This is a genomic window from Roseovarius tibetensis (genome assembly GCF_050896375.1).
Classification (GTDB): Bacteria; Pseudomonadota; Alphaproteobacteria; order Rhodobacterales; family Rhodobacteraceae; genus Roseovarius; species Roseovarius tibetensis.
In genome coordinates this window covers 134,230-157,525 of the sequence record NZ_JBPBBB010000001.1, presented here as the reverse complement: position 1 = coordinate 157,525, position 23,296 = coordinate 134,230, and the positions used below count along the sequence as shown (strand labels likewise).

Annotated in this window: 24 protein-coding genes; 16 read left to right on the top strand and 8 right to left on the bottom strand. The window is 64.6% G+C overall.

The genetic code is table 11. The features are described 5' to 3' along the window. Window positions 1–26: 26 nt before the first annotated feature. Entirely contained in the window at window positions 27–497 is a 471-nt protein-coding gene (gene greA / locus ACROSR_RS00790; RefSeq protein ID WP_432681848.1) for a transcription elongation factor GreA, read from the bottom strand. Window positions 498–773: 276 nt separating this feature from the next. Here greA and ACROSR_RS00785 point away from each other — a divergent pair, with 276 nt between their 5' ends. The 3 genes from ACROSR_RS00785 (at window position 774) to ACROSR_RS00775 (ending at window position 5,060) form a co-directional block, all read left to right on the top strand. Beyond that, the gene (locus ACROSR_RS00785) at window positions 774–2,423 is read left to right on the top strand and encodes an electron transfer flavoprotein-ubiquinone oxidoreductase (RefSeq protein WP_432682056.1); all 1,650 of its coding nucleotides are present in this window, start codon (window positions 774–776) and stop codon (window positions 2,421–2,423) included. Between the two features lie 122 nt (window positions 2,424–2,545). Further along, the gene (locus ACROSR_RS00780) at window positions 2,546–4,252 is read left to right on the top strand and encodes a tetratricopeptide repeat protein (RefSeq protein ID WP_432681847.1); all 1,707 of its coding nucleotides are present in this window, start codon (window positions 2,546–2,548) and stop codon (window positions 4,250–4,252) included. Next, window positions 4,230–5,060, top strand: coding sequence for a 4-(cytidine 5'-diphospho)-2-C-methyl-D-erythritol kinase (locus ACROSR_RS00775; protein ID WP_432681846.1), 831 nt, complete (start codon window positions 4,230–4,232; stop codon window positions 5,058–5,060). The genes ACROSR_RS00780 and ACROSR_RS00775 overlap by 23 nt, the downstream gene beginning before the upstream one ends. On the opposite strand, the gene ACROSR_RS00770 is transcribed toward ACROSR_RS00775, so the two are convergent. Further along, complete coding sequence (locus tag ACROSR_RS00770; RefSeq protein WP_432681845.1) at window positions 5,053–6,054, bottom strand: polyprenyl synthetase family protein; 1,002 nt, start codon at window positions 6,052–6,054, stop codon at window positions 5,053–5,055. The two genes, ACROSR_RS00775 and ACROSR_RS00770, sit on opposite strands and share 8 nt — an antisense overlap. Window positions 6,055–6,110: 56 nt before the next feature. Here ACROSR_RS00770 and ACROSR_RS00765 point away from each other — a divergent pair, with 56 nt between their 5' ends. From ACROSR_RS00765 to ACROSR_RS00755, 3 genes are all read left to right on the top strand, one after another. Next, complete coding sequence (locus ACROSR_RS00765; protein ID WP_432681844.1) at window positions 6,111–6,326, top strand: putative signal transducing protein; 216 nt, start codon at window positions 6,111–6,113, stop codon at window positions 6,324–6,326. Then, window positions 6,316–7,095 (top strand): tRNA1(Val) (adenine(37)-N6)-methyltransferase, encoded by a 780-nt coding sequence (locus tag ACROSR_RS00760; RefSeq protein WP_432681843.1) that lies wholly within the window; start codon window positions 6,316–6,318, stop codon window positions 7,093–7,095. The genes ACROSR_RS00765 and ACROSR_RS00760 overlap by 11 nt, the downstream gene beginning before the upstream one ends. A 116-nt stretch (window positions 7,096–7,211) precedes the next feature. After that, a complete protein-coding gene (locus ACROSR_RS00755) occupies window positions 7,212–7,382 on the top strand; it encodes a YdcH family protein (RefSeq protein WP_432681842.1) in 171 nt (56 codons plus the stop codon). Window positions 7,383–7,439: 57 nt separating this feature from the next. Here the strand turns inward: ACROSR_RS00755 and phbB are convergent, their stop codons facing one another. The 3 genes from phbB to ACROSR_RS00740 all read right to left on the bottom strand — a co-directional run bounded on the left by phbB (window position 7,440) and on the right by ACROSR_RS00740 (window position 10,505). Beyond that, entirely contained in the window at window positions 7,440–8,162 is a 723-nt protein-coding gene (gene phbB, locus ACROSR_RS00750) for an acetoacetyl-CoA reductase (protein WP_432681841.1), read from the bottom strand. Window positions 8,163–8,340: 178 nt separating this feature from the next. Continuing rightward, window positions 8,341–9,516, bottom strand: coding sequence for an acetyl-CoA C-acetyltransferase (locus tag ACROSR_RS00745; RefSeq protein ID WP_432681840.1), 1,176 nt, complete (start codon window positions 9,514–9,516; stop codon window positions 8,341–8,343). A gap of 152 nt (window positions 9,517–9,668) precedes the next feature. Further along, window positions 9,669–10,505 (bottom strand): EAL domain-containing protein, encoded by an 837-nt coding sequence (locus ACROSR_RS00740; protein ID WP_432681839.1) that lies wholly within the window; start codon window positions 10,503–10,505, stop codon window positions 9,669–9,671. A 102-nt stretch (window positions 10,506–10,607) separates the two neighbouring features. Between ACROSR_RS00740 and ACROSR_RS00735 the strand changes: the two genes are divergently transcribed. From ACROSR_RS00735 to ACROSR_RS00720, 4 genes are all read left to right on the top strand, one after another. After that, window positions 10,608–11,195: a DNA-3-methyladenine glycosylase I gene (locus ACROSR_RS00735; protein ID WP_432681838.1), complete on the top strand. Its 588-nt coding sequence runs from the start codon at window positions 10,608–10,610 to the stop codon at window positions 11,193–11,195. A gap of 65 nt (window positions 11,196–11,260) precedes the next feature. Further along, window positions 11,261–12,439, top strand: coding sequence for a dual-specificity RNA methyltransferase RlmN (gene rlmN / locus ACROSR_RS00730; RefSeq protein ID WP_432681837.1), 1,179 nt, complete (start codon window positions 11,261–11,263; stop codon window positions 12,437–12,439). Window positions 12,440–12,442: 3 nt separating this feature from the next. Then, window positions 12,443–13,396: an amidoligase family protein gene (locus ACROSR_RS00725; RefSeq protein ID WP_432681836.1), complete on the top strand. Its 954-nt coding sequence runs from the start codon at window positions 12,443–12,445 to the stop codon at window positions 13,394–13,396. Then, window positions 13,393–14,112, top strand: a complete 720-nt coding sequence (locus tag ACROSR_RS00720) for a gamma-glutamyl-gamma-aminobutyrate hydrolase family protein (RefSeq protein ID WP_432681835.1) — start codon at window positions 13,393–13,395, stop codon at window positions 14,110–14,112. The genes ACROSR_RS00725 and ACROSR_RS00720 overlap by 4 nt, the downstream gene beginning before the upstream one ends. Window positions 14,113–14,219: 107 nt before the next feature. Here the strand turns inward: ACROSR_RS00720 and rpsU are convergent, their stop codons facing one another. Beyond that, entirely contained in the window at window positions 14,220–14,426 is a 207-nt protein-coding gene (rpsU, locus tag ACROSR_RS00715; protein ID WP_005614280.1) for a 30S ribosomal protein S21, read from the bottom strand. A 106-nt stretch (window positions 14,427–14,532) separates the two neighbouring features. Between rpsU and ACROSR_RS00710 the strand changes: the two genes are divergently transcribed. Genes ACROSR_RS00710 through ACROSR_RS00695 form a run of 4 tightly spaced genes read left to right on the top strand, consistent with a single transcriptional unit; the run spans window position 14,533 to window position 17,886 of the window. Further along, window positions 14,533–15,222, top strand: a complete 690-nt coding sequence (locus ACROSR_RS00710; RefSeq protein ID WP_432681834.1) for a COQ9 family protein — start codon at window positions 14,533–14,535, stop codon at window positions 15,220–15,222. Between the two features lie 15 nt (window positions 15,223–15,237). Then, entirely contained in the window at window positions 15,238–16,221 is a 984-nt protein-coding gene (locus ACROSR_RS00705) for an NAD(P)H-quinone oxidoreductase (protein WP_432681833.1), read from the top strand. Continuing rightward, complete coding sequence (locus ACROSR_RS00700; protein ID WP_432681832.1) at window positions 16,214–17,341, top strand: exo-alpha-sialidase; 1,128 nt, start codon at window positions 16,214–16,216, stop codon at window positions 17,339–17,341. Before ACROSR_RS00705 ends, ACROSR_RS00700 begins: the two co-directional genes overlap by 8 nt. Next, on the top strand, window positions 17,338–17,886 hold the full coding sequence (locus ACROSR_RS00695) for a hypothetical protein (protein ID WP_432681831.1): 549 nt from the start codon (window positions 17,338–17,340) through the stop codon (window positions 17,884–17,886). The genes ACROSR_RS00700 and ACROSR_RS00695 overlap by 4 nt, the downstream gene beginning before the upstream one ends. Window positions 17,887–17,910: 24 nt before the next feature. On the opposite strand, the gene ACROSR_RS00690 is transcribed toward ACROSR_RS00695, so the two are convergent. Further along, complete coding sequence (locus tag ACROSR_RS00690; protein ID WP_432681830.1) at window positions 17,911–18,561, bottom strand: ribonuclease T2 family protein; 651 nt, start codon at window positions 18,559–18,561, stop codon at window positions 17,911–17,913. Between the two features lie 117 nt (window positions 18,562–18,678). Between ACROSR_RS00690 and ACROSR_RS00685 the strand changes: the two genes are divergently transcribed. Then, on the top strand, window positions 18,679–19,443 hold the full coding sequence (locus ACROSR_RS00685; protein ID WP_432681829.1) for a DUF1013 domain-containing protein: 765 nt from the start codon (window positions 18,679–18,681) through the stop codon (window positions 19,441–19,443). A 47-nt stretch (window positions 19,444–19,490) separates the two neighbouring features. Here the strand turns inward: ACROSR_RS00685 and ACROSR_RS00680 are convergent, their stop codons facing one another. Continuing rightward, window positions 19,491–20,888: an aminotransferase family protein gene (locus ACROSR_RS00680; protein WP_432681828.1), complete on the bottom strand. Its 1,398-nt coding sequence runs from the start codon at window positions 20,886–20,888 to the stop codon at window positions 19,491–19,493. A 365-nt stretch (window positions 20,889–21,253) separates the two neighbouring features. On the opposite strand from ACROSR_RS00680, the gene ACROSR_RS00675 reads away from it, so the two are divergent. After that, a complete protein-coding gene (locus tag ACROSR_RS00675; RefSeq protein WP_432681827.1) occupies window positions 21,254–23,296 on the top strand; it encodes an ASKHA domain-containing protein in 2,043 nt (680 codons plus the stop codon).

Genomic DNA, 23,296 nt, shown 5'->3' with positions numbered 1-23,296 from the left:
TGCCTTCGTGCGCCGCGCGTGGCCCGTCAAACGTATGCGACCTTGAGGATCTCGTAGGCGCGATCGCCTCCGGGGGTGTGCACCTCGACGCTGTCGCCCTCTTCCTTGCCGATCAGCGCGCGGGCAATCGGCGATTTCATGTTCAGCAGACCCTTCTCGATATTGGCCTCGTGCTCGCCCACGATCTGGTAGGTCTTTTCCTGGTCGGAATCCTCATCGACAAGCGTCACCGTCGCGCCGAACTTGATCGTTCCCGACAGCTTCTTCGGGTCGATCACCTCGGCAAGGCTGAGGATCCCCTCGACCTCCTTGATGCGCCCCTCGATGAAGGACTGCTTTTCCTTGGCCGAATGATATTCCGCATTCTCGCTGAGGTCGCCGTGCTCTCGCGCCTCGGAGATGGCGCGAATTATGGCGGGACGCTCGACCGATTTGAGCTGTTTGAGCTCTTTCTCAAGCGCCGCGTGGCCGCCGGCGGTCATCGGGATCTTTTCCATTTTGCGTGTCCGTTGTTAAAGAGGGGCCGCGTCTCCGCTGGCCCCGCCGCTATTGTTTTGCAGTTGGTCGAAGACTGCACGAAGGTGGGACACGATTGCAATAGCGGATCGGATGGGCGGGCGGATTCGGGCGCACCCGGATGAAAATCCCGGTATCCGGGCCGGTCTGACGTCGTGTTTCGTTTGACGTCAAAGATGCGGCGTGGCTAATGATCCTCGCCAATTGACATGCGGCGGCTATGTCCAATGACGCGCCGCAAGGAAAGGGAAATGCTGATGACGGATGTGACGCGCGAAGCCATGGAATACGATGTCGTGATCGTCGGGGCGGGGCCCGCCGGCCTGTCGGCCGCGATCCGGCTCAAGCAGCTGGATGCGGACCGCGAGGTCGTCGTGCTCGAAAAGGGCTCCGAGGTGGGTGCGCATATCCTGTCGGGCGCCGTGCTCGATCCGTGCGGGCTGGACGCACTGATCCCGGACTGGAAGGAGAAGAGCGCGCCGCTGAACACCCCGGTCACCGACGACAATTTCTACCTGCTGGGCGAGGGCGGCCAGGTGCGCGTGCCCAACTGGCCGATGCCGCCGCTGATGAGTAATCACGGCAACTATATCGTGTCGATGGGCAATGTCTGCCGCTGGATGGCCGAACAGGCCGAAGAGCTGGGCGTCGAGATCTTTCCGGGCATGTCGTGCTCGGAAATGGTTTACGGCGAAAACGGCGAGGTGCGAGGCGTGGTCGCGGGCGAATTCGGCCGCAACCCCGACGGCACGCCCGGCCCCAGTTACGAGCCGGGGATGGAATTGCTGGGCAAGTACGTCTTCCTGTCCGAGGGCGTGCACGGGTCGCTGTCCAAGGAAGTCATTGGAAAATATGATCTGGCAGCCGGGAAAGAGCCGCAGAAATACGGCCTCGGCATGAAGGAAATCTGGGAAGTGGACCCCGCCAAGCACCGCGAGGGATCGGTGACCCACACGATGGGCTGGCCGCTCGGCAAGGAAGCGGGGGGCGGATCGTTCATATACCACCTTGAAAACAATCAGGTCTATGTCGGGTTCGTGGTGCATTTGAACTACGAGAACCCGTATCTGTATCCCTACATGGAATTTCAGCGCTTCAAGCATCACCCGATGGTCGCCGAGCTTCTGGAAGGTGGCAAGCGCGTGGCCTACGGCGCGCGGGCCATTTCCGAAGGCGGCTGGCAATCGCTGCCCAAGTTGGTGGCGCCCGGCATGGCGCTGCTGGGATGTTCGGCGGGCATGGTCAACGTGCCGCGCATCAAGGGCAACCACAACGCCATGCTGTCGGGCAAGGCGGCGGGCGAAGCGGCGCATGCCGCGCTGTCAGAGGGCCGCGAACACGACGAACTGACCGCCTACGAGACCGAGGTGCGCGAGGGCGCGATCGGCGCCGACCTGAAAAAGGTCCGTAACGTCAAGCCGCTGTGGTCGAAATACGGGCTTGCGGCGTCGCTGACGCTTGGCGGGCTGGACATGTGGACGAACACCGCCGGTTTCAGTGTTCTCGGCACGATCGGTCACGGCAAGTCGGACGCGGCCGCGACCGGCCACGCCAAAGACCATGCCAAGATCGACTACCCCAAGCCCGACGGCAAGCTGAGTTTCGACCGGCTGACCAATGTCAGCTTCGCGATGACCAATCACGAGGAAAACCAGCCCGTGCATCTGCGTCTGAAGGATGCCAGCGTGCCGATCGCGGTCAACCTGCCGGACTATGCCGAGCCCGCGCAGCGCTATTGTCCTGCCGGTGTCTACGAGGTGGTGCAGGGGGACGGCAAGGATGCGCGTTTCGTCATCAACTTCCAGAACTGCGTTCACTGCAAGACCTGTGATATCAAGGACCCCAGTCAGAACATCGACTGGACCGTTCCGCAGGGGGGCGACGGGCCGAACTACCCCAACATGTAGCCGGCGCGGATGCGGCTGTTGGCCGGTCACGTCAGATGTGCCGCATTGCGTCATGGGGGTTCGCGTATTAGACCGATGGGATATCGCGTGAAAAAAGGCAGGTCAGCTTGACACTCAGAACCATGTCCGCCCTCGCGCTCGCCGCGCTTTTGCAGGCGGTGCCCATGCCCGCTGTGGCCCAGGACCCGTCCGGGCCGTATCTCGCCGCACGACAGGCGCGCGTCACGGGGGACTTCGCGGCAGCCGCCAGGTATTATTCACAGGTGCTGACGCTTGACCCGTCCAATCCGGAGATGCTGGAAAACGCGACCGTTGCGTATATCGCGCTTGGACAGATCGACCGCGCCACTGCCATCGCCGGCAAGATGGCGTCGGACGATCTGCGCAGTCAGGTTGCCCAGATCACCCTGATCGCCGAAGAGACCCGGACCGAAGACTGGACCGCGCTGATCGAGCGGATGCAGGACGCGCGCGGTGCGGGGGAACTGGCCGATGGTCTGATCACCGCCTGGGCCCATCTTGGCAGGGGCGACGTGACCGAAGCCCTTGCAGGATTCGATGCCGTGGCCGAAGAACGCGGGTTGCGCAGTTTCGCGCTTTTTCAAAAGGCGCTCGCCCTGGCCTCTGTCGGGGATTTCGAAGGTGCCGATCAGGTGTTTTCCGGCGATGCGGACGGTCCGGTGCAACAGACGCGACGCGGCGTGATGGCATGGGCGCAGGTCCTCAGCCAGCTTGACGAACAAGACCGCGCACTCGACCTCATCGACGAAACCTTCGGAAGCGATCCCGATCCGCAGGTCGCCGCGCTGCGTGCGCGGATCGCGTCGAACGACACGGTGCCCTTCGACCTTATCCGGAACCCGCGGGACGGCGTGGCCGAAGTCTTCTTTTCTCTCGCCCAGGCGCTGCGACAGGATGCGAATGACGAGCTTGTGCTGCTCTATGCCCGCATCGCAGAGGCGATCAGGCCCGACCACACGGACGCCATACTGACCGTCGCCGAACTGCTGGAAAACATGGGGCAGTACGACCTTGCCATTGCGGCCTACAAGAAGGTGCCGCGCGATCATCCGTCTTACCACGCCGCCGAGCTTGGCCGGGCCGAAGTCCTGCGGCGTGACGGCAGACCGGACGCCGCGATCGAGGTGGTGGACCAGTTGGTGCAGGCGTATCCCGATCTTGCCGACGTGCATGTCGCGGCGGGCGACCTGTATCGGTCGCAGGAACAATATGCCGACGCCGTCGCGTCTTATGATCGCGCGATCACCCTGCTGGACGCGCGTGACAATCCGCAATGGTTCGTCTTTTATGCGCGCGCCATCAGCCATGAGCGACAGGACAACTGGGAGAGGGCAGAGGCCGATTTCCGGCGGGCCCTCGACCTCAATCCTGGTCATCCGCAAGTGCTCAACTACCTCGGCTATTCGATGGTGGAAGAGGGCATCAATCTGGACGAGGCGCTTGACATGATCGAGCGCGCCGTCGCGGAGCGGCCCGAAAGCGGCTACATCGTGGACAGCCTCGGCTGGGCGCTTTACCGTCTGGGCCGCTATGACGAGGCTATCGTCCACATGGAGCGCGCGGCCGAACTGATGCCCACAGACCCGGTTGTGAACGATCATCTGGGCGATGTGCTATGGGCCGTGGATCGCAAGGCCGAGGCGCGGTTCCAGTGGAAACGTGCGCTGTCGCTGCATGAAAGCGACCCGTCACCGGATCTCGATCCCGACCGTGTGCGTCGCAAGCTGGATGTCGGGCTGGACGAGGTTCTCGAAGCGGAAGGCGCAGCACCGCTGAAAGCCGTGGATGCGACATCCAGCGACCGTTGAGACGGCCCCGGCCAAGGTCAACCTGACGCTGCATGTCACGGGGCGTCGGGACGACGGCTATCATCTGCTCGACTCGATCGTGATGTTCGCTGATGTCGGGGATCGTCTGACGGTCAGTTCCGGCGCATCACGGCTGGACGTGCACGGCCCCATGGCGGACGGTGTCCCGACGGGCCCCTGCAATCTGGTGATGCGGGCGGCGTCGCTGATCGGGGTGGAGGCCGCGATCACGCTGGAAAAGAACCTGCCCGCCTCTGCCGGGATCGGCGGCGGCTCCAGCGATGCGGCCGCGTGCCTGCGCGCCCTCGCGCGGATGACGGGTCGGGACGTGCCCGACGACAGTTTGACGCTCGGGGCTGATGTGCCGGTTTGCGTGGTGGCCAAGGCTGCGCGGATGCAGGGCATCGGCGAACGTGTGACGCCGCTTGGCGGCATGCCGACGCTGGATGCGGTTCTGGTCAATCCCGGTGTCAGTGTGCCGACACCAGCCATCTTCAAACGGCTGCAACACCATCGGAACCCCCCGATGCCGGATCCGTTGCCCGATTTCGACACGCCCGAAGACCTGATGCGCTGGCTTGCCACACAGCGCAACGACCTCGAGGCCCCTGCGATGGCCGAGGCCCCCGTGATCGCGGATGTGTTGCAGCATCTTGCGGTAACGCGGGCCTGCCGTCTCGCCCGCATGTCTGGGTCGGGGGCGACCTGTTTCGGTCTTTATCCCGACCCGCAGAGCGCCCGTGAGGCTGCCGCGACGCTGACACGCGCGCGTCCGGACTGGTGGGTCATGCCCTGTCGGCTCAGTTGATACGCGCGACCACGTAATCCGCGAGGCTGTCCAGCATGTCGCGTACGGGATGCTCGGGCATGGCTTGCAGGGCATCACGCGCCGCGTCGATCCAGCCTGTCGCGTCCGCACGCGTCAGATCGAGGGCGCCATGCGCGTGCAGCAGCCCAAGTGCGTGGTCGAGGTCGCCATCGCGTTGATCACCACGCTCGATGGTGCGCTTCCAGAAGGCGTGCTCTTCGGGGGTTGCGGCCGCCACGGCCTTGATGACGGGCAGTGTCAGCTTGCGTTCGCGGAAATCGTCACCGACATTCTTGCCGGTCGCCCGCGTATCGCCTTCGTAATCCAGCAGATCGTCAACGATCTGGAATGCGATCCCGAGCGCGTCACCATATCTGAACAAGGCCTTGATCTGCTCTTCGCTGGCCCCCGCGATGACGCCGCCGACCTCGGTCGCCGCCGAGAACAGCGCGGCCGTCTTGCCGCGCACCACCTGCAAGTAGACGCTTTCGTCGGTGCGCAGGTCGCGGGCCGCGGTCAGTTGCAGAACCTCGCCCTCGGCGATCGTGGCCGACGCATTCGACAGGATGTCAAGCACCCGCAGCGATCCGGGTTCGACCATCAACTGGAACGCGCGCGCAAAAAGGTAATCGCCCACCAGCACGCTCGACTTGTTGTCGTAAAGCAGGTTTGCCGTCGGGCGTCCGCGCCGCTGTGCGCTCTTGTCGACCACATCGTCATGCAGAAGCGTCGCGGTATGTATGAATTCCACCGTCGCGGCAAGGTTCACGTCATGCGTCCCCGTATAGCCGCACAGGTCCGCACTTGCCAGCGTCAGCAGGGGGCGCAGGCGCTTGCCACCGGCCTCGACGAGATGCGCGGTCACCTCGGGGATGCGCGGCGCGTGCCGGGACGCCATGCGCTCCCGGATCAGCGTGTTGACCGCGGCCATCTTGTCCGCGAGATGCGCGGACAAGGCGTCATGCGGTTTCGTTACGGCATCGTCCAATCCCATCGATCTCCCACCAACACGGCTCGACAAATAGCCTGCTGTGCCCTTATGTCAGCTTCATGAAACTGCTTTTGCGTACAAACGATCCCGCCTCGATGGCCTTCGCTCAGGCGCTGCTTCAAGGCGAGGGTATAGACTGCTTTGAAATGGACGTAAATATGAGCATCCTCGAAGGGTCCATCGGAATTTTCCCGCGTCGCCTGATGGTGACGGATGACGATTACGCGGATGCGCGGGAGGCGCTTGTCGATAACGGGTTCTGGCTTGAGGAGTGAACCATTCTCGGCCGATGAGCTGGGCCATGACGCGTTCCTCGGGGGGCGCGTTGTTGTCGCGCAACCTCTCGACGGCTACCGCTCGGGGATTGATCCCGTCATCCTGGCGGCCAGTGTCCCGGCCCGGTCTGGCCAGTGCGTTCTCGATCTCGGCTGTGGCTCGGGTATTGCTGCGCTGTGTCTCGGGGCGCGGGTGCCGGGGCTAAGCCTTGCGGGGCTGGAATGTCAGCCCGGCTATGCCGATCTGGCCCGACGCAACGCGGTATCCAACGACATTGACTTTACGGTGTTCACCGGCGATGTCGCGGATCTTCCGCGTGCCTTGCGGCAGCGGCAATTCGACCACGTCATGGCCAATCCCCCGTTTTTCGACAGGGACGCCGGAACGCCCGCACGCGATCCGGGCCGCGAACACGGTCTTGGCGAGACCGTGCCGTTGTCGGACTGGGTCGCGGCGGCTGCGCGCCGCGTCGTTCCCAAAGGCTATGTCACCGTGATCCAGCGTGCCGAGCGTCTGCCCGATCTGATGGCCGCAATGGCGGCGCATCTCGGCTCGCTCGAGGTTCTGCCGCTGTCACCGCGGCAGGGCAGGGCGGCGCGGCTGGTCCTGATGCGCGGGCGCAAGGGCGGTCGGGCGCCCATGCGCCTTCATCACGGCTGGTGCCTGCATGCGGGCACCGCGCATTGCCGGGATGGCGAGGATTACACGCAAGCGACCGCATCCGTGCTCAGGGATGCGGCGGCGCTTCCGTTTCCCGTCCAAAGGTGAGCGGATCCCCGCGGAAAACATGCGTGCATTTCGCATGTGCGGCGTGACAGTATTGTAAAAATGTGCTGGACTTCTCAAGTCTGTCTGACAGACGCCTATTGCAAAGGAGACTGCCCATGAGCTTGAGTTCGCATATCGAGGAACTGAAGAAGAAACATCACGCGCTCTCTGACAAGGTGGAAGAGGCGCAACGCGCGCCTGGCACCAACACCTTGGAAATCGCGGAACTCAAGAAGCAGAAATTGAAGATCAAGGAAGAGATTGAACGCCTGTCGGAAAACGTCTGACACGCGCCCTTTGGCACGAGGGGCCGGCCCGATGGACCGGCCCTTTTTGACTGTGACTTACGAGAAGAACTGACCGCCGTTGGCGGAAATCGTCGACCCGTTGATAAAGCTTGCATCGTCGGACACGAGGAACCGCACGCAGCGCGCGATTTCCTCCGGCTCGCCCAGGCGACCGGTGGGGATCATCCCGATGATTGCCTCGCGCACCTTTTCCGGAACCGCCATGACCATTTCCGTGGCGATGTAGCCTGGGCAGACCGCGTTCGCCGTGATGCCCTTGCCGGCGCCTTCCTGCGCAAGACTGCGGATGATGCCGAGATCGCCCGCTTTCGTGGCGGCGTAGTTCGTCTGCGCGAACTGGCCCTTCTGGCCATTGACCGAAGAGATGACGACAACCCGGCCAAAGCCACGCTCGCGCATGCCGGGCCAGATCGGATGGATGGTGTTGAACACGCCGGTGAGGTTGGTGTCGATCACCTCTTTCCACTGCTCGGGGGTCATCTTGTGGAACGGCGCGTCACGGGTGATACCGGCATTGGCCACGACGATGTCGATGGGTCCGAGCTCCGCCTCGACCTTTTCGATGCCGGCCTTGGAGCTGTCGTAGTCCGCGACATTCCACTTGTAGGTCTTGATACCTGTCTCATCCGTGAATTTCGACGCGGCGTCATCGTTGCCGGCATAACTCGCGGCGACGGTATAGCCCTCTTCCTTGAGCGCCTTTGAAATTGCGGCGCCGATCCCGCGTGTTCCACCGGTGACGAGTGCGGTTCTTGCCATGATATCCTCCAATATGGCTGGGTTTCATCAAGTTGGTTATCGTGTCGCAGTACAATTCGCAATAATGTTGCGCAAAGGTGTGCCGGTTTTGCACGGCCTTCCGGGTGCCGGCATGAAAAAGGGTGCCGGACAAGGCACCCTTTCTAGTGCAGAAGGTCGGCACGACCCCGTCAAGACGTCAGGGACGCTCGACGCACATCGCGACGCCCATGCCGCCGCCGATGCAGAGCGTGGCGAGGCCCTTCTTCGCGCCGCGGCGCTTCATCTCGAACAGCAGGGTGTTGAGAACCCGGCAGCCCGACGCGCCGATCGGGTGCCCGATGGCGATGGCGCCGCCGTTGACGTTCACGATCGACGGGTCCCACCCCATGTCCTTGTTCACGGCGCAGGCCTGCGCGGCGAAGGCCTCGTTCGCCTCGACAAGGTCGAGGTCGGCGACGGACCATCCGGCCTTTTCCAGCGCCTTGCGGCTGGCGCTAATTGGTCCGACCCCCATGATCGACGGATCGAGGCCCGCCGTGGCGTAGGACGCGATTCGTGCCAGCGGCTCGATGCCGCGGCGCTCGGCCTCGTCCGCGCTCATCAGCAGGGTGGCGGCAGCCCCGTCGTTGAGACCCGAGGCGTTCGCGGCGGTGACCGAGCCATCCTTGGTGAAGGCCGGGCGCATCTTCTGCATGCCCTCGATGGTTGCCCCGTGGCGGATGTACTCATCCTTGTCGACCACGATGTCGCCCTTGCGCGTCTTGACGGTGAACGCGACGACCTCGTCGTCGAACTTGCCGGCCTTCTGCGCCGCCTCGGCCTTGTTCTGGCTGGCGACGGCGAATTCGTCCTGGGCGTCGCGGGTGATCTGCCACTGATCGGCGACGTTTTCGGCGGTCTGGCCCATGTGATAGCCGTTGAACGCATCCCAGAGGCCGTCGCGGATCATCGTGTCGATATATTTCATGTCACCCATCTTGTGACCCGCGCGCAGATGCGCCGCATGCGGGCTGAGCGTCATGCTTTCCTGACCACCCGCACAGACGATGGCGGCATCGCCAAGCTGGATGTGCTGCGCGCCAAGGGCGACCGCCCGCAACCCCGAGCCGCAGACCTGGTTGATCCCCCATGCGGCGGACTCGATCGGCAGGCCGGCATTGACATGCGCCTGACGCGCCGGGTTCTGCCCCTGTGCCGCGGTCAGAACCTGACCGAGGATGGTTTCGCTGATTTCGGCCTTGTCCACGCCGGCGCGTGAAACGACCTCTTCCAGAACGGCCGCGCCCAGGTCATGGGCCGGTGTGGTGGCGAACGCGCCGCCGAATGATCCTACGGCAGTGCGCGCCGCGGATGCGATTACTACATTGGTCATGTTTGCCCTCCACCAAGCTGTATCCTGTCGAGGCCCGCTGGACGCCCTGAAGGTGTCGTGCGACGCTTCGACGCTCAGTGGCTTGATACCGCATGCCTGTGCCTTGGGCAACGGCCGAGATCAAACCCGACGGTCGATAGCCACGGCCGGCGCTACGCCCGCGCCCGGGCGTCACCGGTGTCGAGCCAGGGCGGATGAACGGACGGCGCACCGAACCTGTAGCCTTGCATGCAATCGATCCCGAGCGCGGTGAGGTATGCGGCGTCCGCGGCCTTTTCGACGCTTTGTGCGACCGTGACTATGTCGAATTGCCGCCCGATCGTCACCAGCGCGCCGGTCAGCACCTGGTTGTCGATGTCGCTGGCGATGTCGCGGATGAACGCGCCATCGATCTTGAGGATGTCGAAATAGAAGGTCTTGAGAAACTTGAACGACGTGAACGCCGCACCGAAATTGTCGAGGGCGAATCCCACGCCCTTTCTTTGCAGGCCGGTCATGAAGCCGGTCACGAGTTCGGGAACCTGCATGGCGGAACTTTCGGTGATTTCGAGGATCAGCCGCTCGGCGATGGTCGGATCGATTTCAAGGCCGGTGTCCAGCACGCGCATCCATCGCGCATAGCCGATGGAACGTGCCGACATGTTGATGGACAGGCGCAGGTCGGGATGGTCCGCCAGCATGCGCAGCCCGGTTTCCAGCGCGAGACAATCGATGACCCGGCCGGTTTCCATCACCTCGATCTGTTCGATGAAGTCGCGCGCGGGGATGACACGGCCCGTCGCGTCCAGAACGCGGATCAGCCCCTCGTAGAAGGCGGGTCTGTCCGGCTGGCCGGCGGTCACGACCGGCTGATAGGCGAGCATCACCTGCTTGTGCCTCACGGCCTGATCGACCATCTCGACGGTCGATCGATCCCGCGCGGCAACCGCGTACGAGACCGGGCTATCAAGCCCGTCGATATCGGTGTCCCATTCCCGTTCTCGTGCCATACGGCCCTCCGCAAGTGGTGTGTTTGCAGGGTGGCGCATTTCCCTTAAGGATCGTTTAAGTTACGCGATCCGCAAAACGTACCGAGCGATGGGACCACGGGCATGGAACGATGCGGATGGGTCGGCGCTGACCCGATCTACGAGGCATATCACGACACCGAATGGGGGGTGCCGGAACGTGACAGCCGTGCGCTTTGGGAAAAACTCGTCCTCGACGGGTTTCAGGCCGGGCTGAGCTGGATCACCATCCTGCGCAAGCGGGACAATTTTCGCGCGGCCTTCGAGGGGTTCGACCCGCATGTCATCGCGACATGGGGCGAGACCGAAATCGCCCGATTGCTGGCCGATCCGGGCATCATCCGGCATCGGGGCAAGATCGCGGCGACCATCGGAAACGCGAAAGCGTGGCAGCGGATCGAGGCCGAGCAGGGATTCGATCGGTATCTGTGGGATCATGTCGGCGGATCGCCCATCCAGAATCACTGGCGTACGCTGGCCGAGGTGCCGGCGCAGACCGAGCTTTCAGTGCGGTTGTCGACGGATCTGAAGCGGCGCGGATTCACGTTCTGCGGGCCGACCATCGTCTATGCCTTCATGCAGGCCGTGGGCATGGTCAACGATCACCTGGTGACCTGTCCTCGTCACGCCCCGGTGGCGCGCATGGGCGGGGCCCTTGCGCCTGACAGGTAGAGGTTTCGAAACGCCGCGATCATCGCTATATAAAAACCTGATCTTCAGGAACGCGCGAAAGAGCCATGACCCAGACCGCCCCGATCACGCAGGACGTGATGACCATTCCCCGCAAGCTGCCCGAGGGGCAGATCAACCTGGTCGGCCTGACGCGCGACCGGATGCGCGAGGTGCTGATCGCGCATGGCACGCCGGAAAAGCAGGCGAAGATGCGCGTGAACCAGATCTGGCAGTGGATCTACCAGTGGGGGGTGCGCGATTTCCACGCGATGACCAATCTTGCCAAGGCGTATCGTGCTGATCTTGCCGAGAAATTCGTGATCGAGATTCCCGAAATGGTCAGCCGTCAGGTCAGCGCGGACGGCACGCGAAAGTACCTCGTGCGGATCGCGGGCGGGCACGAGGTCGAGGTGGTCTATATCCCCGAGACCGATCGGGGCACGCTGTGCATTTCCAGCCAGGTGGGCTGCACGCTGACCTGTTCCTTCTGTCATACCGGCACGCAGAAACTGGTGCGCAACCTAACCGCGGGCGAGATCATCGGCCAAGTCATGCTGGCGCGCGACGATCTGGACGAATGGCCGCGCCCCGGCGAGGGCGCGGGCGAGCATCCGCGCCTGCTGAGCAACATCGTGCTGATGGGCATGGGAGAGCCGCTTTATAATTTCGAGAACGTACGCGATGCCATGAAGATCGCGATGGATGGCGAGGGCATTTCGCTGTCGCGCCGCCGGATCACGCTGTCGACAAGCGGCGTGGTGCCCGAGATCACCCGGACCGCCGAAGAGATCGGGTGTCTGCTGGCGGTGTCCTTTCACGCCACCACTGACGAGGTGCGCGACCGGCTGGTGCCGATCAACAAGAAGTGGAACATCGAGACGCTGCTCGGTGCCTTGCGCGAGTATCCGCGCCTGTCCAATTCCGAGCGGATCACGTTCGAATATGTGATGCTGAAGGACGTCAATGACAGCGAGGCCGATGCGCGGCGGCTGGTCCAGCTGATCAAGGGCATCCCGGCCAAGATCAACCTGATCCCCTTCAACGAATGGCCCGGCGCGCCGCATCAGCGCAGCGACTGGGACCGGATCGAGCGTTTTGCCGACATCCTCTACAAGGCGGGGTATGCCAGCCCGATCCGCACGCCGCGCGGGGAGGATATCATGGCCGCCTGCGGACAGCTCAAGTCCGATACAGAGCGCGTCCGCAAGAGCCGGGCGCAGATCGCCGCGGATGCGGGCCTCTGACCGGTGGCGAGTTTCGCGCCCCTGCCGCAGCCCCTCAACGCGGACGGTGTTTCGCGCCTCGTGGGCGTCGAGATAGAGTTCGGCGGACTGCCCGAAGCAGATGCGGCCCGCATTTGTGCCGAATTCCTGAACGGACGGGCCAAGCAGATAGACAGCCACATCTGGCGAGTCGAGGATAGCGATATCGGAACGCTCGACATCTATCTCGACATTTTCCTGCGCAAGGCGCAGCAAAGCCGGCTGCGCGACCAGGCGCTCGACCTGGGGCGCGAGGTGGTGCCGGTCGAGATCGTGACGGAGCCTCTGGACCTGGACGGGCTGGCGCGGCTTGACGCGCTGCGCGAGAAACTGCGCGTGGCGGGCGCACTGGGCAGCGGGGCGGGCTGGTTTTACGGGTTCGGCGTGCATCTCAACATCGAGATCGCCAGCGAGGCCGACGCGGATATCGTTTGCCCGCTTCTGGCCTACGCGCTGATCGAGGATTGGTTGCGCGCCGACAATCCCATCGACGACTCGCGCAGGCTTCTGCCCTTTACCGATCCCTATCCGACGGATTTCGTGCGGGCGCTGATCAAGGCCGGGCCCGAGGCGACGCGCGATCAGGTCACGGGCCTCTACCTTGAATTGACCCCCAGCCGGAACCGCGGATTGGACATGCTGCCGATCTTCGCGCATTTCGACGCTGATCGGATCGCCGCGGCGATTTCCGACAAGACCTCTGCGCGCCCGACCTTCCATTTCCGTCTGCCCGATTGCCGGATCGACGACCGCGACTGGTCCCTTGCCGAGGAATGGGGCCGCTGGCGTCTGGTCGAACGCGTGGCAGGCGACAGCGCCCTGTTGCACAGGCTGGCGCAGGCCTGGGAGGACGATCACGGCCTTCTGACCCTCTCGCGGCAAAGCTGGGCCGCGCGGGCGGGGCGTATTCTTCGAACTGCGGGGCTGGACCACGCATGACACGCCACCGCCCCGTGATCGGGGTCACAGTCTCGCGGCGGTCGGGCTGGCGTATCTATCCGCTCATCGCGCTCAACATCTGGCTCGCGGGTGGATGCGCCCGGCGGTGGCAGGCCGACCGAACGGCGGATATCGACAGCGTCGACGGGGTCGTGATCGGCGGGGGTGACGACATATCCCCGGACCTTTACGGCGGAGAGATCGTCACCTCGGCCCGCCTCGACCCGGATCGCGACGCCTTGGAACGCGGCGTGCTGCTGGCGGCTTTCGTTCAGTGCAAGCCCGTCCTCGGCATCTGCCGCGGCAGTCAGATGCTTAACATCGCACTTGGCGGCACGCTGCATCAGGATGCCTATGCCACCTATCAGGCAAGCGATCACATCCGTACCGTGCTGCCGCGCAAGACCGTCGTTCCCGAACCGGACACACGTCTTGCCGCCGTGTCCGGCGCAGAGCCGATGAAGGTCAACGCCCTGCACACCCAGGCGGTGAACCGGCTGGGCGACGGGCTGCGGGTTGCGGCACGGGATCAGGGGGGAATGATCCAGGCGATCGAGCGGGTCGAGGATCCGTTCGCCCTGGGGGTGCAATGGCACCCCGAGCATCTATTCTACGCGCATCGGCAGATTGGGATTTTTCGTGCCCTGATCGCCGCGGCGGCGGCGCGACATGCGCATACGGCGCAACTGGCCGGTGTCGACGCGTCCGCGGATTGACCGGCGGCTCTGCGCGCGCCTTCGACATGGCCCTGAAAAAGACAAACCCCCGAGGCATCTGCCCGGGGGTCGTCACATCGTGTCGCGAATATCTGCGGCAAGCGACTTCAGAGAAGTCCTTCGCGCTGCGCTTTCTTCCGCGCCAGTTTCCGGGCACGGCGAATCGCCTCGGCCTTCTCGCGCGCTTTCTTCTCGGACGGTTTCTCGAAATGTTGCTTGAGCTTCATTTCACGAAACACGCCTTCGCGCTGCAGTTTCTTCTTCAGGGCACGAAGCGCCTGATCGACATTGTTGTCACGAACACTAACCTGCATGTGGTGTCACCACCTTCCCAAGTTGAAGTTGCAATAGATTGCAGGAAGCGTTTGTATAACAACGTATCTCTGGCTTGTCCAGAGCGCCCGGCAGAAAGGAAAGCCGATGTCCGAGACCGTGCTGATCTCCCGTTTGCTGGAGGCCGCGAAACCGCATGTGCCCTTCGATGGGTGGAGCGAGACGACCTTGCGGATGGCGGCGATGGATGCCGACATCGATCCCGGCCTGATCCCGGCGATCTGTCCGCGTGGCGCGGTCGATCTGGCGCTGGCGTACCACGCCGAGGGGGACCGCGAGATGCTGCGCCGCCTCGAAGAGGCCGATCTGACAGGCATGCGCTTTCGTGATCGCATCGCCCATGCCGTGCGCGTGCGGCTGGACGTGGTCGAGGATCCTGAACTGGTGCGCCGGGGCACGACGCTGTTTGCCTTGCCGCAACATGCCGCGGACGGGGCCAAGGCTATCTGGCGGACCTGCGACCACATCTGGACGGCGCTTGGCGACACCTCGGACGATGTGAACTGGTACACCAAGCGCGCCACGCTCGCGGGCGTTTACGCGTCCACCGTGCTGTACTGGCTGGGCGACGAAAGCGAAGACAGCACCCGCACCTGGGCGTTCCTCGACCGTCGGATCGACGGTGTGATGCAAATCGAGAAACTCAAGTCCAAGGCGCGCGACAATCGCCTTGTATCCGGCCTCTTGGCCGGGCCATTGAAGGTCCTGAGCCATGTACGCGCCCCGCAGGCGCGGCAACAGACGGGCATGCCGGGGCGGTGGCGCGACTCGAACTGACGCAAAGGATAGATGATGAGCGAGACGATGCAGGCGGTCGAGATCACCGAGGCCGGTGGTCCAGACGTGTTGAAACCGACAACGCGGGAACGTCCCGTACCCCGTGCGGGCGAGGTCGTGATCCGGCTGGCCTATGCCGGGGTCAATCGCCCCGACGCGCTGCAACGGACCGGCATGTATACCCCGCCGCCGACCGCCAGCGATCTGCCCGGGCTGGAGGGCGCGGGCGAGGTCGCGGCGATCGGTGAAGGGGTCAGCGAATGGGCGCCCGGCGATCAGGTCTGTGCGCTGCTGCCGGGCGGGGGGTACGCGGAATATGTGGCCACGCCCGCCACGCATTGCCTGCCCATCCCCGCCGGTCTCGGTCTCAAGGAGGCCGCCTGCCTGCCCGAGACGTATTTCACCGTCTGGTCCAACGTGTTCATGCGTGGGAGCCTCACGGGCGGCGAGCGTTTTCTGGTTCACGGCGGCTCGTCCGGAATCGGGACGACGGCGATCCAGCTTGCCCGGGAATTCGGGGCACGGGTGTTCACGACCGCCGGATCGGCCGAGAAATGCAACGCCTGCACGCGTCTCGGGGCCGAGCGGGCGATAAACTACCGCGAAGAGGATTTCGTCGAGGTCATCCGCGCCGAGGGTGGCGCGGACCTGATCCTCGACATGGTGGGCGGTGATTACCTGCCGCGCAACGTGAAGGCGCTGGCAGATGACGGGCGGCTCGTCCAGATCGCGTTTCTGCAGGGCCCGAAGGTCGAGCTGAACTTCGCGCAGGTGATGGTGCGCCGGCTGACGATCACGGGCAGCACGCTGCGCCCGCAAGGTGTTCTCGCCAAAACGCGCATCGCGGAAAGCCTGCGCGCCAATGTCTGGCCGTTGCTGGAGGCGGGCAAGGTCGCGCCGGTGATGGATTCGGAATTCCCGCTGGTCGACGCCTCGGCGGCGCATGAACGGTTGGAATCGAGCGGCCACATCGGCAAGATCGTGCTCAAGATTGCCTGATCCCGGATTGGTGCAGCTGGCGATCCTCGGCCTCGCACTGTCGAGCGTGGTGATAAGCGCCGTGGCGATTCGTCGGGATGCGCCTCTGGACTGGCGGTTCGCCGCGATCGCGCCTTTGCCCACCGGGGCGCAGCCGCGCTTCGAAACGGTGTTCGACCATACGGTCGACACCGGGCAGGCACATGCCCCGGCCATCGTGCTGCGGGAAAATGGCTTTGGACTGGTCTGGTTCACGGGCTCTGCCGAGGCCCAGCCGGGCGTCGATATCCACGGTGTGGACGTGACACGGCAGGCGGATGGCTGGGATGTCACCGATCCCGCGCCTGTCGTGACCTGCCGTGATCTTGCCCGCGCGTTCGCGCCGCGGCAACTCGTCGTCACCCTCGGCAACACGATCGAGAACCAGGGTCGGTCCGGGGGGCTTTATGTCACGGCGGTTTCTGTCGGCGGATGGGCGATGGCCGCGATCGCCGATGTGACCATGGGGGGCCAGGGGGGGCCGCATCATGCCCGCAAGCTCAACCTGTCGCCGTTGCTCAACCGGTCGTTCCTGGTGAAATCGCCGATGATCGCCTATGCCGATGGCAGCCATGGCCTGCCTGCCTATTTCGAAATGGGGCCGACCTATGGCGCGCTCGTGCGCTTTGACACGCAGGGGCGCGTCCGCGATCAGCGGCGCATGCGCGGCCTGGGGGCCAAGGTCATACAGCCGATGATCGTGCCGCTCGACGCGACGCGGGCGGTGGCGCTGCTGCGCGATTTCGATCACAGCGGTGTGCTCTGGCTCAGCCGGACGGAAGATGGCGGACGCACATGGTCGACCGCGACGCGCACCGACCGGCCCAATCCCGGCGCGCCGGTCGCGGCGCTGTCGCTGGGGGATGGGCGGCTGTTGATGGCGGCCAATGACGATCCGGCCGCGCCGAACGACCTGGTGCTTTCCCTGTCACGGGATTCGGGCGAGACATGGCGCGCCTTGCACCGGTTCACCGGGGACGGTGCGCTGCGCTATCCCATGCTGCGCCAGGTCGGCGATGACCTGGTTCTGGCCTACTCGACCGGTGGCAAGCGCGGCATCACGGCGCACGTGTTCAATGCAGCCTGGATATCGGTGCAATGACCGGGCGTCTGGAGTGGCTCTGGCTGGCCATCGTATCGGGATGGGTGGCCCATGCACTGACAGTGGGTTGGGCCGGGCCGACCGTGGCGCTTGGGGTGGCGGGGATCGTCGGTGCGTTTGTGATCGGCGCCCGCGCGACCTTGCCCGTTTCGGGCCTTATGGCGCTTTTGTCGCCCGTCGGCGTGGTGCTGCCGGCGCTTGCGGTGCGCGATGTTGCGGGCGATTGGGGAATGCCGGTCGCGATGTTCGAAACCTCGGCGCTGATCGCGTTTCTGGCCGCGCATCTGATGCTGCTTGCCTCGGCCATGGGGGCGGTGCCCGTCGATCTCTACCGGACCGGCTATGCGCCGGTCCCCGTTGCGCTGATGGTTCTGGCGGTCTGCGCCTACGGCATGATCACCGGCACCCTGTTTCTTCCGCTCGTCGTGGTGATCGGGCAGGCGCTGTGGATGACGCGCCTGGGCAGCAGCAACTGGTTCGATCACGTGTCACACGCGCTGCTTGTGCCGGTCGTTGTCGTCGTGCTGATCCTGCGACTGGTGTGATCTGTTCCCGGCAAGAACAAACGCTCAGGGGATGGGCGCGACCAGGGCGTCGGTCAGGCTGCAATCCCGGACCACGTCGCGGCCGCAGGGCGTCGGGTCGAGATCACGGGTAAGGCAAAGGCGCGCCTCCTGTATGCGCCCTGCGCGGCAGGTGATGGTCAACATGTCGGCAGACCACCCGGGGTTGGCATCGAGAAAGGCCCGCTCGACCGTTGCCGCCGACATCCGCGTCGGCCCGGAAAGCGCGCGAAATGTCTCTGGACGTGTGACGCGCGCATAGGCGGCGCGGGCCGCCGCATGGTAGGCAGCACCCGAAAGCCCCGAACAGGTGCCGTGCTTGTCCCATTGATACCGCGCCAGACCGGCGCTGCCCATGATATCGGCCATGGCATCGGTCATCGCCCGCGTCGGGGGGCGGTGCGGGCTGCGGCAATATTCGGGCCAACCGCGATGATATTGCGGCCAGAGACCGTGAAGGATCCAGCCGTGATCCGACGCAGCGTCACATTGCGCCGCATCGCGGGCCGCGCCGTCCAGCGCGCACCACGTGGGGGACCAGCTCAGGGCGAGGATGTAGTAGTCGAACGCCCCCGCGCGCGGCTCTGACGCCGAAAGCGTCAGCGGCAACAGACCCAACACCATCAACAGCGCATGACGCATTCTTTGGTCTTTCATTTTTTCGACGAGGTAAGTATATGCATCTTAAGTTCCCCTACAATGGAAACCCGTTCCGGCCCGTCCGGAACCGCCTTTCAGGCGCCGGAGAAGATTTGGGTGAAGGAGACCTGAGACATGTCAAAGCCGATCATGACCAAGGCCACCGCCGTCTGGCTGGTGGACAACACGACGATCAGCTTCAAGCAGATTGCCGATTTCTGCGGCCTGCACGAACTGGAGGTGCAGGGCATTGCCGATGGCGACGTGGCCGCAGGTGTCAAGGGGTTCGACCCCATTGCCAACAACCAGTTGACCCAAGAGGAAATCGACCGCGCGCAGGCTGATCCGCTGCACGCGCTCAGGCTCAAGCACTATGCCGCGGCGCAGGGCGAGGAGAAGCGGCGCGGCCCGCGTTACACGCCGCTGTCAAAGCGGCAGGACCGGCCGAACGCGATCCTGTGGCTGGTGAAGTTCCATCCCGAACTGGCCGACAGCCAGATCTCGAAGCTGGTGGGCACGACCAAACCGACCATCACGTCGATTCGCGAACGCACGCACTGGAATATTTCGAATATGCAGCCCATCGACCCCGTGGCGCTTGGGTTGTGCAAGCAGTCCGAGCTGGACACGGCGGTGCAGAAGGCGGCGGCAAAGAAGGCGCGGGAAGGCGAAGCGCTGACCGACAACGAGCGTCGCAAGCTGCTGAGCACCGAACAGAGCCTGGACGCGGACACGGAACCGCGCATGCCGTCGGCGATCGAAGGGCTGGAAACCTTCACGCTGGCACAAAAGGCCGAGGCCGAGGAAGACGCGCCGCAACAGGATTACGATGCGGACAGCTTCTTCAACCTGCCGGACACATCCGACGAGGATGACGAGGACGATACCGACAAGCGCTAGGTGCGATGCCGGGCCGGTCGGTCGTCACCGTCTGGCCCGGCGTTGTCTCAGCCGAAAACGCGGGTGAGCGCCGCGTCGGTTGCCGAGACGATCTGGTCGATATCGTCGCGGGTCGCGATCAGCGCGGGCGAATAGCACAGCGTGTTGTTGAAGCCCGGAACCGACCGATTCGTCGCGCCGATCACCACACCTTGGGCCATGCAGTCGGCGACCACGGCCTGCACCATCTTTTCCGGTGCCGGATCCTTGGTGGTGCGATCCGCCACCAGCTCGGCGCCCAGAAACAGGCCCTTGCCGCGCACATCGCCGATGACGGCGTGCTTGTCCTGCAGCGCACGCAACTGATCGAGCATGTAGTCGCCCATGGCGTTGGTGTTTTCGAGCAGATCTTCATCCTCGATGATGGCCATGTTTTCCAGCGCCGCGGCCGGCCCGGCCGTGCAGCCGCCGAAGGTCGAGATGTCGCGGAAATAGTTCATCGGATCGCTCGCGTCGTCCTTGAAGAGGTCGAATACCCTCTCGTTGGTCACGCAGCAGGCGATCGCGGCATAGCCCGATGCCACGCCCTTGGCCATTGTCACGAAATCGGGCTCGACCCCGTAATGCTGGTAGCCGAACCATGTGCCGGTGCGCCCGACACCGCAGACCACCTCGTCGATATGCAGCAGGATGTCATACTTGCGGCAGATCTCCTGCACGCGGGGCCAGTAGCCCTCTGGCGGGACGATCACACCGCCGCCGGCGGTCACCGGTTCCAGACACAGCGCGCCCACGGTATCAGGGCCTTCGGCGAGGATCACCTCCTCGATGGCGTTGGCGGCGGCTTCGCCATACGCCTCGCCCGTCAGATCCCATTGCGCGCGGTATTCCAGGCAATGCGGCACGCGCACGAAACCCGGTGTGAAGGGACCGTAATGCGCGTTGCGTTCGTCCTGGCCCCCCGCCGAAAGGCAGGCGATGGTCGTTCCGTGATAGTCGCGCTCGCGGTAGAGGATCTTGTGTTTCTTCCCACCATGGCGCTTGTGCGCGATCTGGCGCACCATCTTGAAGGCCTTCTCGTTCGCCTCGGAACCGGAGTTTGTGTAATAGACCCGGCTCATCCCCGGCATTTTCGAGATCAGCTTTTCGGAAAACATCGCGCCCGGAATCGACCCGGCCGAGCCCGCGAAATAGGGCAGCTGGATCAGCTGGTCGCGCACCGCGTTGGCGATGCGTTCGCGCCCGTAGCCCACGTTCACCGTCCAGACACCGCCGGAAACGGCGTCGATATGTTCGCGTCCCTTCTGGTCCCAGACGCGCATCCCGCGCCCCTCGACGATGATGCGCGGGTCGCTTTTCGCGTCCGGGCCGGTCCAGCCGGCGTGCTGGATCAGGTGATGCCAGACATGCGCGCGATCGGCCTCGACCACGTGGCTGATATCGTTTTCGCGAAGTTTGCCGTCCATGGCGGGGCTCCATCAGGTTTGGGCCGGCGCAATCAGGCGGCCCCGTGGCAAGAAAGATCCGTGTTCCGTGGGTCGTCGCACAACGCCTACACCGCACAGACAGGATCGCGGGAATATGCCCGAGTATAGGCAGTTTTTCGATTGCGGGGCAATCGGGCATCATCGGACGGGCATGCGGTATCTCGCCTGCGTGCCGGCCGCGCGGGGTCCAAGGTCACATGACCGGCGTCTTGCAACCTTACCGGCCCCGCCAAAAAACCGACCATGCCGCGCCACGGACATTTTCCGACGCTTGCAGGCCGTCGAACGATGCGGGGGCGCGTATGGTTCGCCAAACGCAGCGCGTCACAGTCAGGATAGCCGACATGCAGGATCCTCTCGTCGTTTTCACACCTTCGGGCAAGCGCGGCCGCTTTCCCGCGGGTACACCGGTTCTGACCGCGGCGCGGCAGCTCGGGGTCGATCTCGATTCGGTCTGCGGCGGGCGGGGGATCTGCTCGAAATGCCAGATCACGCCGGGCTATGGAGACTTCTCCAAGCACGGCGTCACCGTGCACGCGGACGCGCTGTCGGACTGGAACAGCGTCGAGGCGCGCTATGACGCCAAGCGCGGGCTGAAACCCGGGCGGCGGCTGGGATGCCAGGCGCAGATCCGGGGCGACGTGGTGATCGACGTGCCGGCGGAGTCCCAAGTGCACAAGCAGGTGGTGCGCAAGGCCGCGTCGAGCCGCGTGATCGCCATGGACCCCGCGACCAAGCTGTATTTCGTCGAGGTGGACGCGCCTGACATGCACGAGCCGACCGGCGATCTGGAACGGCTGGCCCGCGCACTGAGGCGCGAATGGGGCATCGATGCCATCCGCGCCGACCTGTCGCTGCTGTCGAAGCTGCAGCCGGTGCTGCGCAAGGGCAAGTTCGGGGTGACGGTCGCGCTGCACCGCGCGCATTCGGGCGATCCCGCGCAGGTGCTGGAGATCTGGCCGGGGCTGCACGAGGACGGGCTTTACGGGCTGGCGATCGATCTGGGCAGCACCACCATCGCCGCGCATCTGACCGACCTCGTGACCGGAGAGGTCAAGGCGTCGGCCGGCATCATGAACCCGCAGATCCGCTTCGGCGAGGACCTGATGAGCCGGGTCAGCTACGCGATGATGAACCCCGGCGGCGACACGGAAATGACGACGGCGGTGCGCGACGCGATCAACACGCTGGCGCAGGATATCGCCGGCGAGGCCGGGATCGACGCCCATCTGATCGTCGAGACGGTGTTCGTATGCAACCCGGTTATGCATCACCTGCTTCTTGGGATCGACCCGGTGGAGCTGGGGCAGGCGCCCTTCGCCTTGGCCACGTCGAACAGCCTCGCGCTGGATGCCAGGGATCTCGATCTTGCCGCGATCAATCCGCGCGCGCAGGTCTATATCCTGCCCTGCATCGCGGGCCATGTGGGCGCCGATTGTGCCGCCGTGGCCCTGTCCGAAGAGCCGGGCAAGTCCGAGGATCTGGCGCTGATCGTCGATGTGGGCACCAATGCCGAGATCCTGCTGGGCGACCGCACGCGCGTTCTGGCCTGTTCCTCGCCCACCGGACCGGCCTTCGAAGGCGCGCAGATATCGTCCGGGCAGCGCGCCGCGCCCGGCGCCATCGAGGCGATCCGCATCGACCCCGACACCAAGGAACCGCGCTTTCGTGTCATCGGCTGCGAGAAATGGTCCGATGAGGACGGCTTCGCGGGCGAGGTCGGCGCGGGCGGCATCACCGGCATCTGCGGATCGGGCATCATCGAGGCGGTGGCGGAATTGCGCATCGCCGGGCTGCTGGACGATAGCGGGCTTCTGGGCTCGGCCGAGGCGACGGGCACGCACCGCATGCAGGCCGAGGGACGCACCCATGCCTACGTGATCCATGACGGGACGGACGATGGCGGGCCGCGCGTGACCGTGACCCAGGGCGACATCCGCGCCATCCAGCTTGCGAAATCCGCGCTTTACGCGGGCGCGCGGCTGCTGATGGACGAGCGCGGCGTGGACAAGGTAGACCGCGTGGTGCTGGCCGGCGCGTTCGGCGCGCATATCTCGCCGCTGCACGCGATGGTGCTGGGGATGATTCCGGACGTGCCGCTGGAAAAGGTCACGTCGGCGGGCAATGCCGCAGGCACCGGCGCGCGCATCGCGCTGTGCAACGTCGCCGCCCGGCGCGAGATCGAGCGCGTGGTGGGCGAGATCACCAAGGTCGAGACCGCGATAGAGCCGAAATTCCAGGAACATTTCGTCGCCGCCAACGCGATCCCGCACAAGACCGATCCTTTCCCGGAACTGGCCCGAATCGTGACGCTTCCGCAGCCTCACTTCAACACCGGCGGCGATGGCGGTGCAGAAGGCGGACGACGCCGGCGCCGGCGGGCCTGA

Coding starts and splice junctions, on each gene's coding strand:
- ACROSR_RS00770 (WP_432681845.1), bottom strand. CDS start 6,054: ATGGGATTGGACGATGCCGTAACGAAACCGCATGACGCCTTGTCCGCG.
- ACROSR_RS00690 (WP_432681830.1), bottom strand. CDS start 18,561: ATGAAAGACCAAAGAATGCGTCATGCGCTGTTGATGGTGTTGGGTCTG.
- ACROSR_RS00680 (WP_432681828.1), bottom strand. CDS start 20,888: ATGGACGGCAAACTTCGCGAAAACGATATCAGCCACGTGGTCGAGGCC.
- ACROSR_RS00675 (WP_432681827.1), top strand. CDS start 21,254: ATGCAGGATCCTCTCGTCGTTTTCACACCTTCGGGCAAGCGCGGCCGC.
- ACROSR_RS00755 (WP_432681842.1), top strand. CDS start 7,212: ATGAGCTTGAGTTCGCATATCGAGGAACTGAAGAAGAAACATCACGCG.
- ACROSR_RS00775 (WP_432681846.1), top strand. CDS start 4,230: ATGCGACATCCAGCGACCGTTGAGACGGCCCCGGCCAAGGTCAACCTG.
- ACROSR_RS00745 (WP_432681840.1), bottom strand. CDS start 9,516: ATGACCAATGTAGTAATCGCATCCGCGGCGCGCACTGCCGTAGGATCA.
- ACROSR_RS00685 (WP_432681829.1), top strand. CDS start 18,679: ATGTCAAAGCCGATCATGACCAAGGCCACCGCCGTCTGGCTGGTGGAC.
- ACROSR_RS00705 (WP_432681833.1), top strand. CDS start 15,238: ATGAGCGAGACGATGCAGGCGGTCGAGATCACCGAGGCCGGTGGTCCA.
- ACROSR_RS00720 (WP_432681835.1), top strand. CDS start 13,393: ATGACACGCCACCGCCCCGTGATCGGGGTCACAGTCTCGCGGCGGTCG.
- ACROSR_RS00735 (WP_432681838.1), top strand. CDS start 10,608: ATGGAACGATGCGGATGGGTCGGCGCTGACCCGATCTACGAGGCATAT.
- ACROSR_RS00695 (WP_432681831.1), top strand. CDS start 17,338: ATGACCGGGCGTCTGGAGTGGCTCTGGCTGGCCATCGTATCGGGATGG.
- greA (WP_432681848.1), bottom strand. CDS start 497: ATGGAAAAGATCCCGATGACCGCCGGCGGCCACGCGGCGCTTGAGAAA.
- phbB (WP_432681841.1), bottom strand. CDS start 8,162: ATGGCAAGAACCGCACTCGTCACCGGTGGAACACGCGGGATCGGCGCC.
- ACROSR_RS00785 (WP_432682056.1), top strand. CDS start 774: ATGACGGATGTGACGCGCGAAGCCATGGAATACGATGTCGTGATCGTC.
- rpsU (WP_005614280.1), bottom strand. CDS start 14,426: ATGCAGGTTAGTGTTCGTGACAACAATGTCGATCAGGCGCTTCGTGCC.
- ACROSR_RS00710 (WP_432681834.1), top strand. CDS start 14,533: ATGTCCGAGACCGTGCTGATCTCCCGTTTGCTGGAGGCCGCGAAACCG.
- ACROSR_RS00765 (WP_432681844.1), top strand. CDS start 6,111: ATGAAACTGCTTTTGCGTACAAACGATCCCGCCTCGATGGCCTTCGCT.
- ACROSR_RS00740 (WP_432681839.1), bottom strand. CDS start 10,505: ATGGCACGAGAACGGGAATGGGACACCGATATCGACGGGCTTGATAGC.
- ACROSR_RS00780 (WP_432681847.1), top strand. CDS start 2,546: ATGTCCGCCCTCGCGCTCGCCGCGCTTTTGCAGGCGGTGCCCATGCCC.
- rlmN (WP_432681837.1), top strand. CDS start 11,261: ATGACCCAGACCGCCCCGATCACGCAGGACGTGATGACCATTCCCCGC.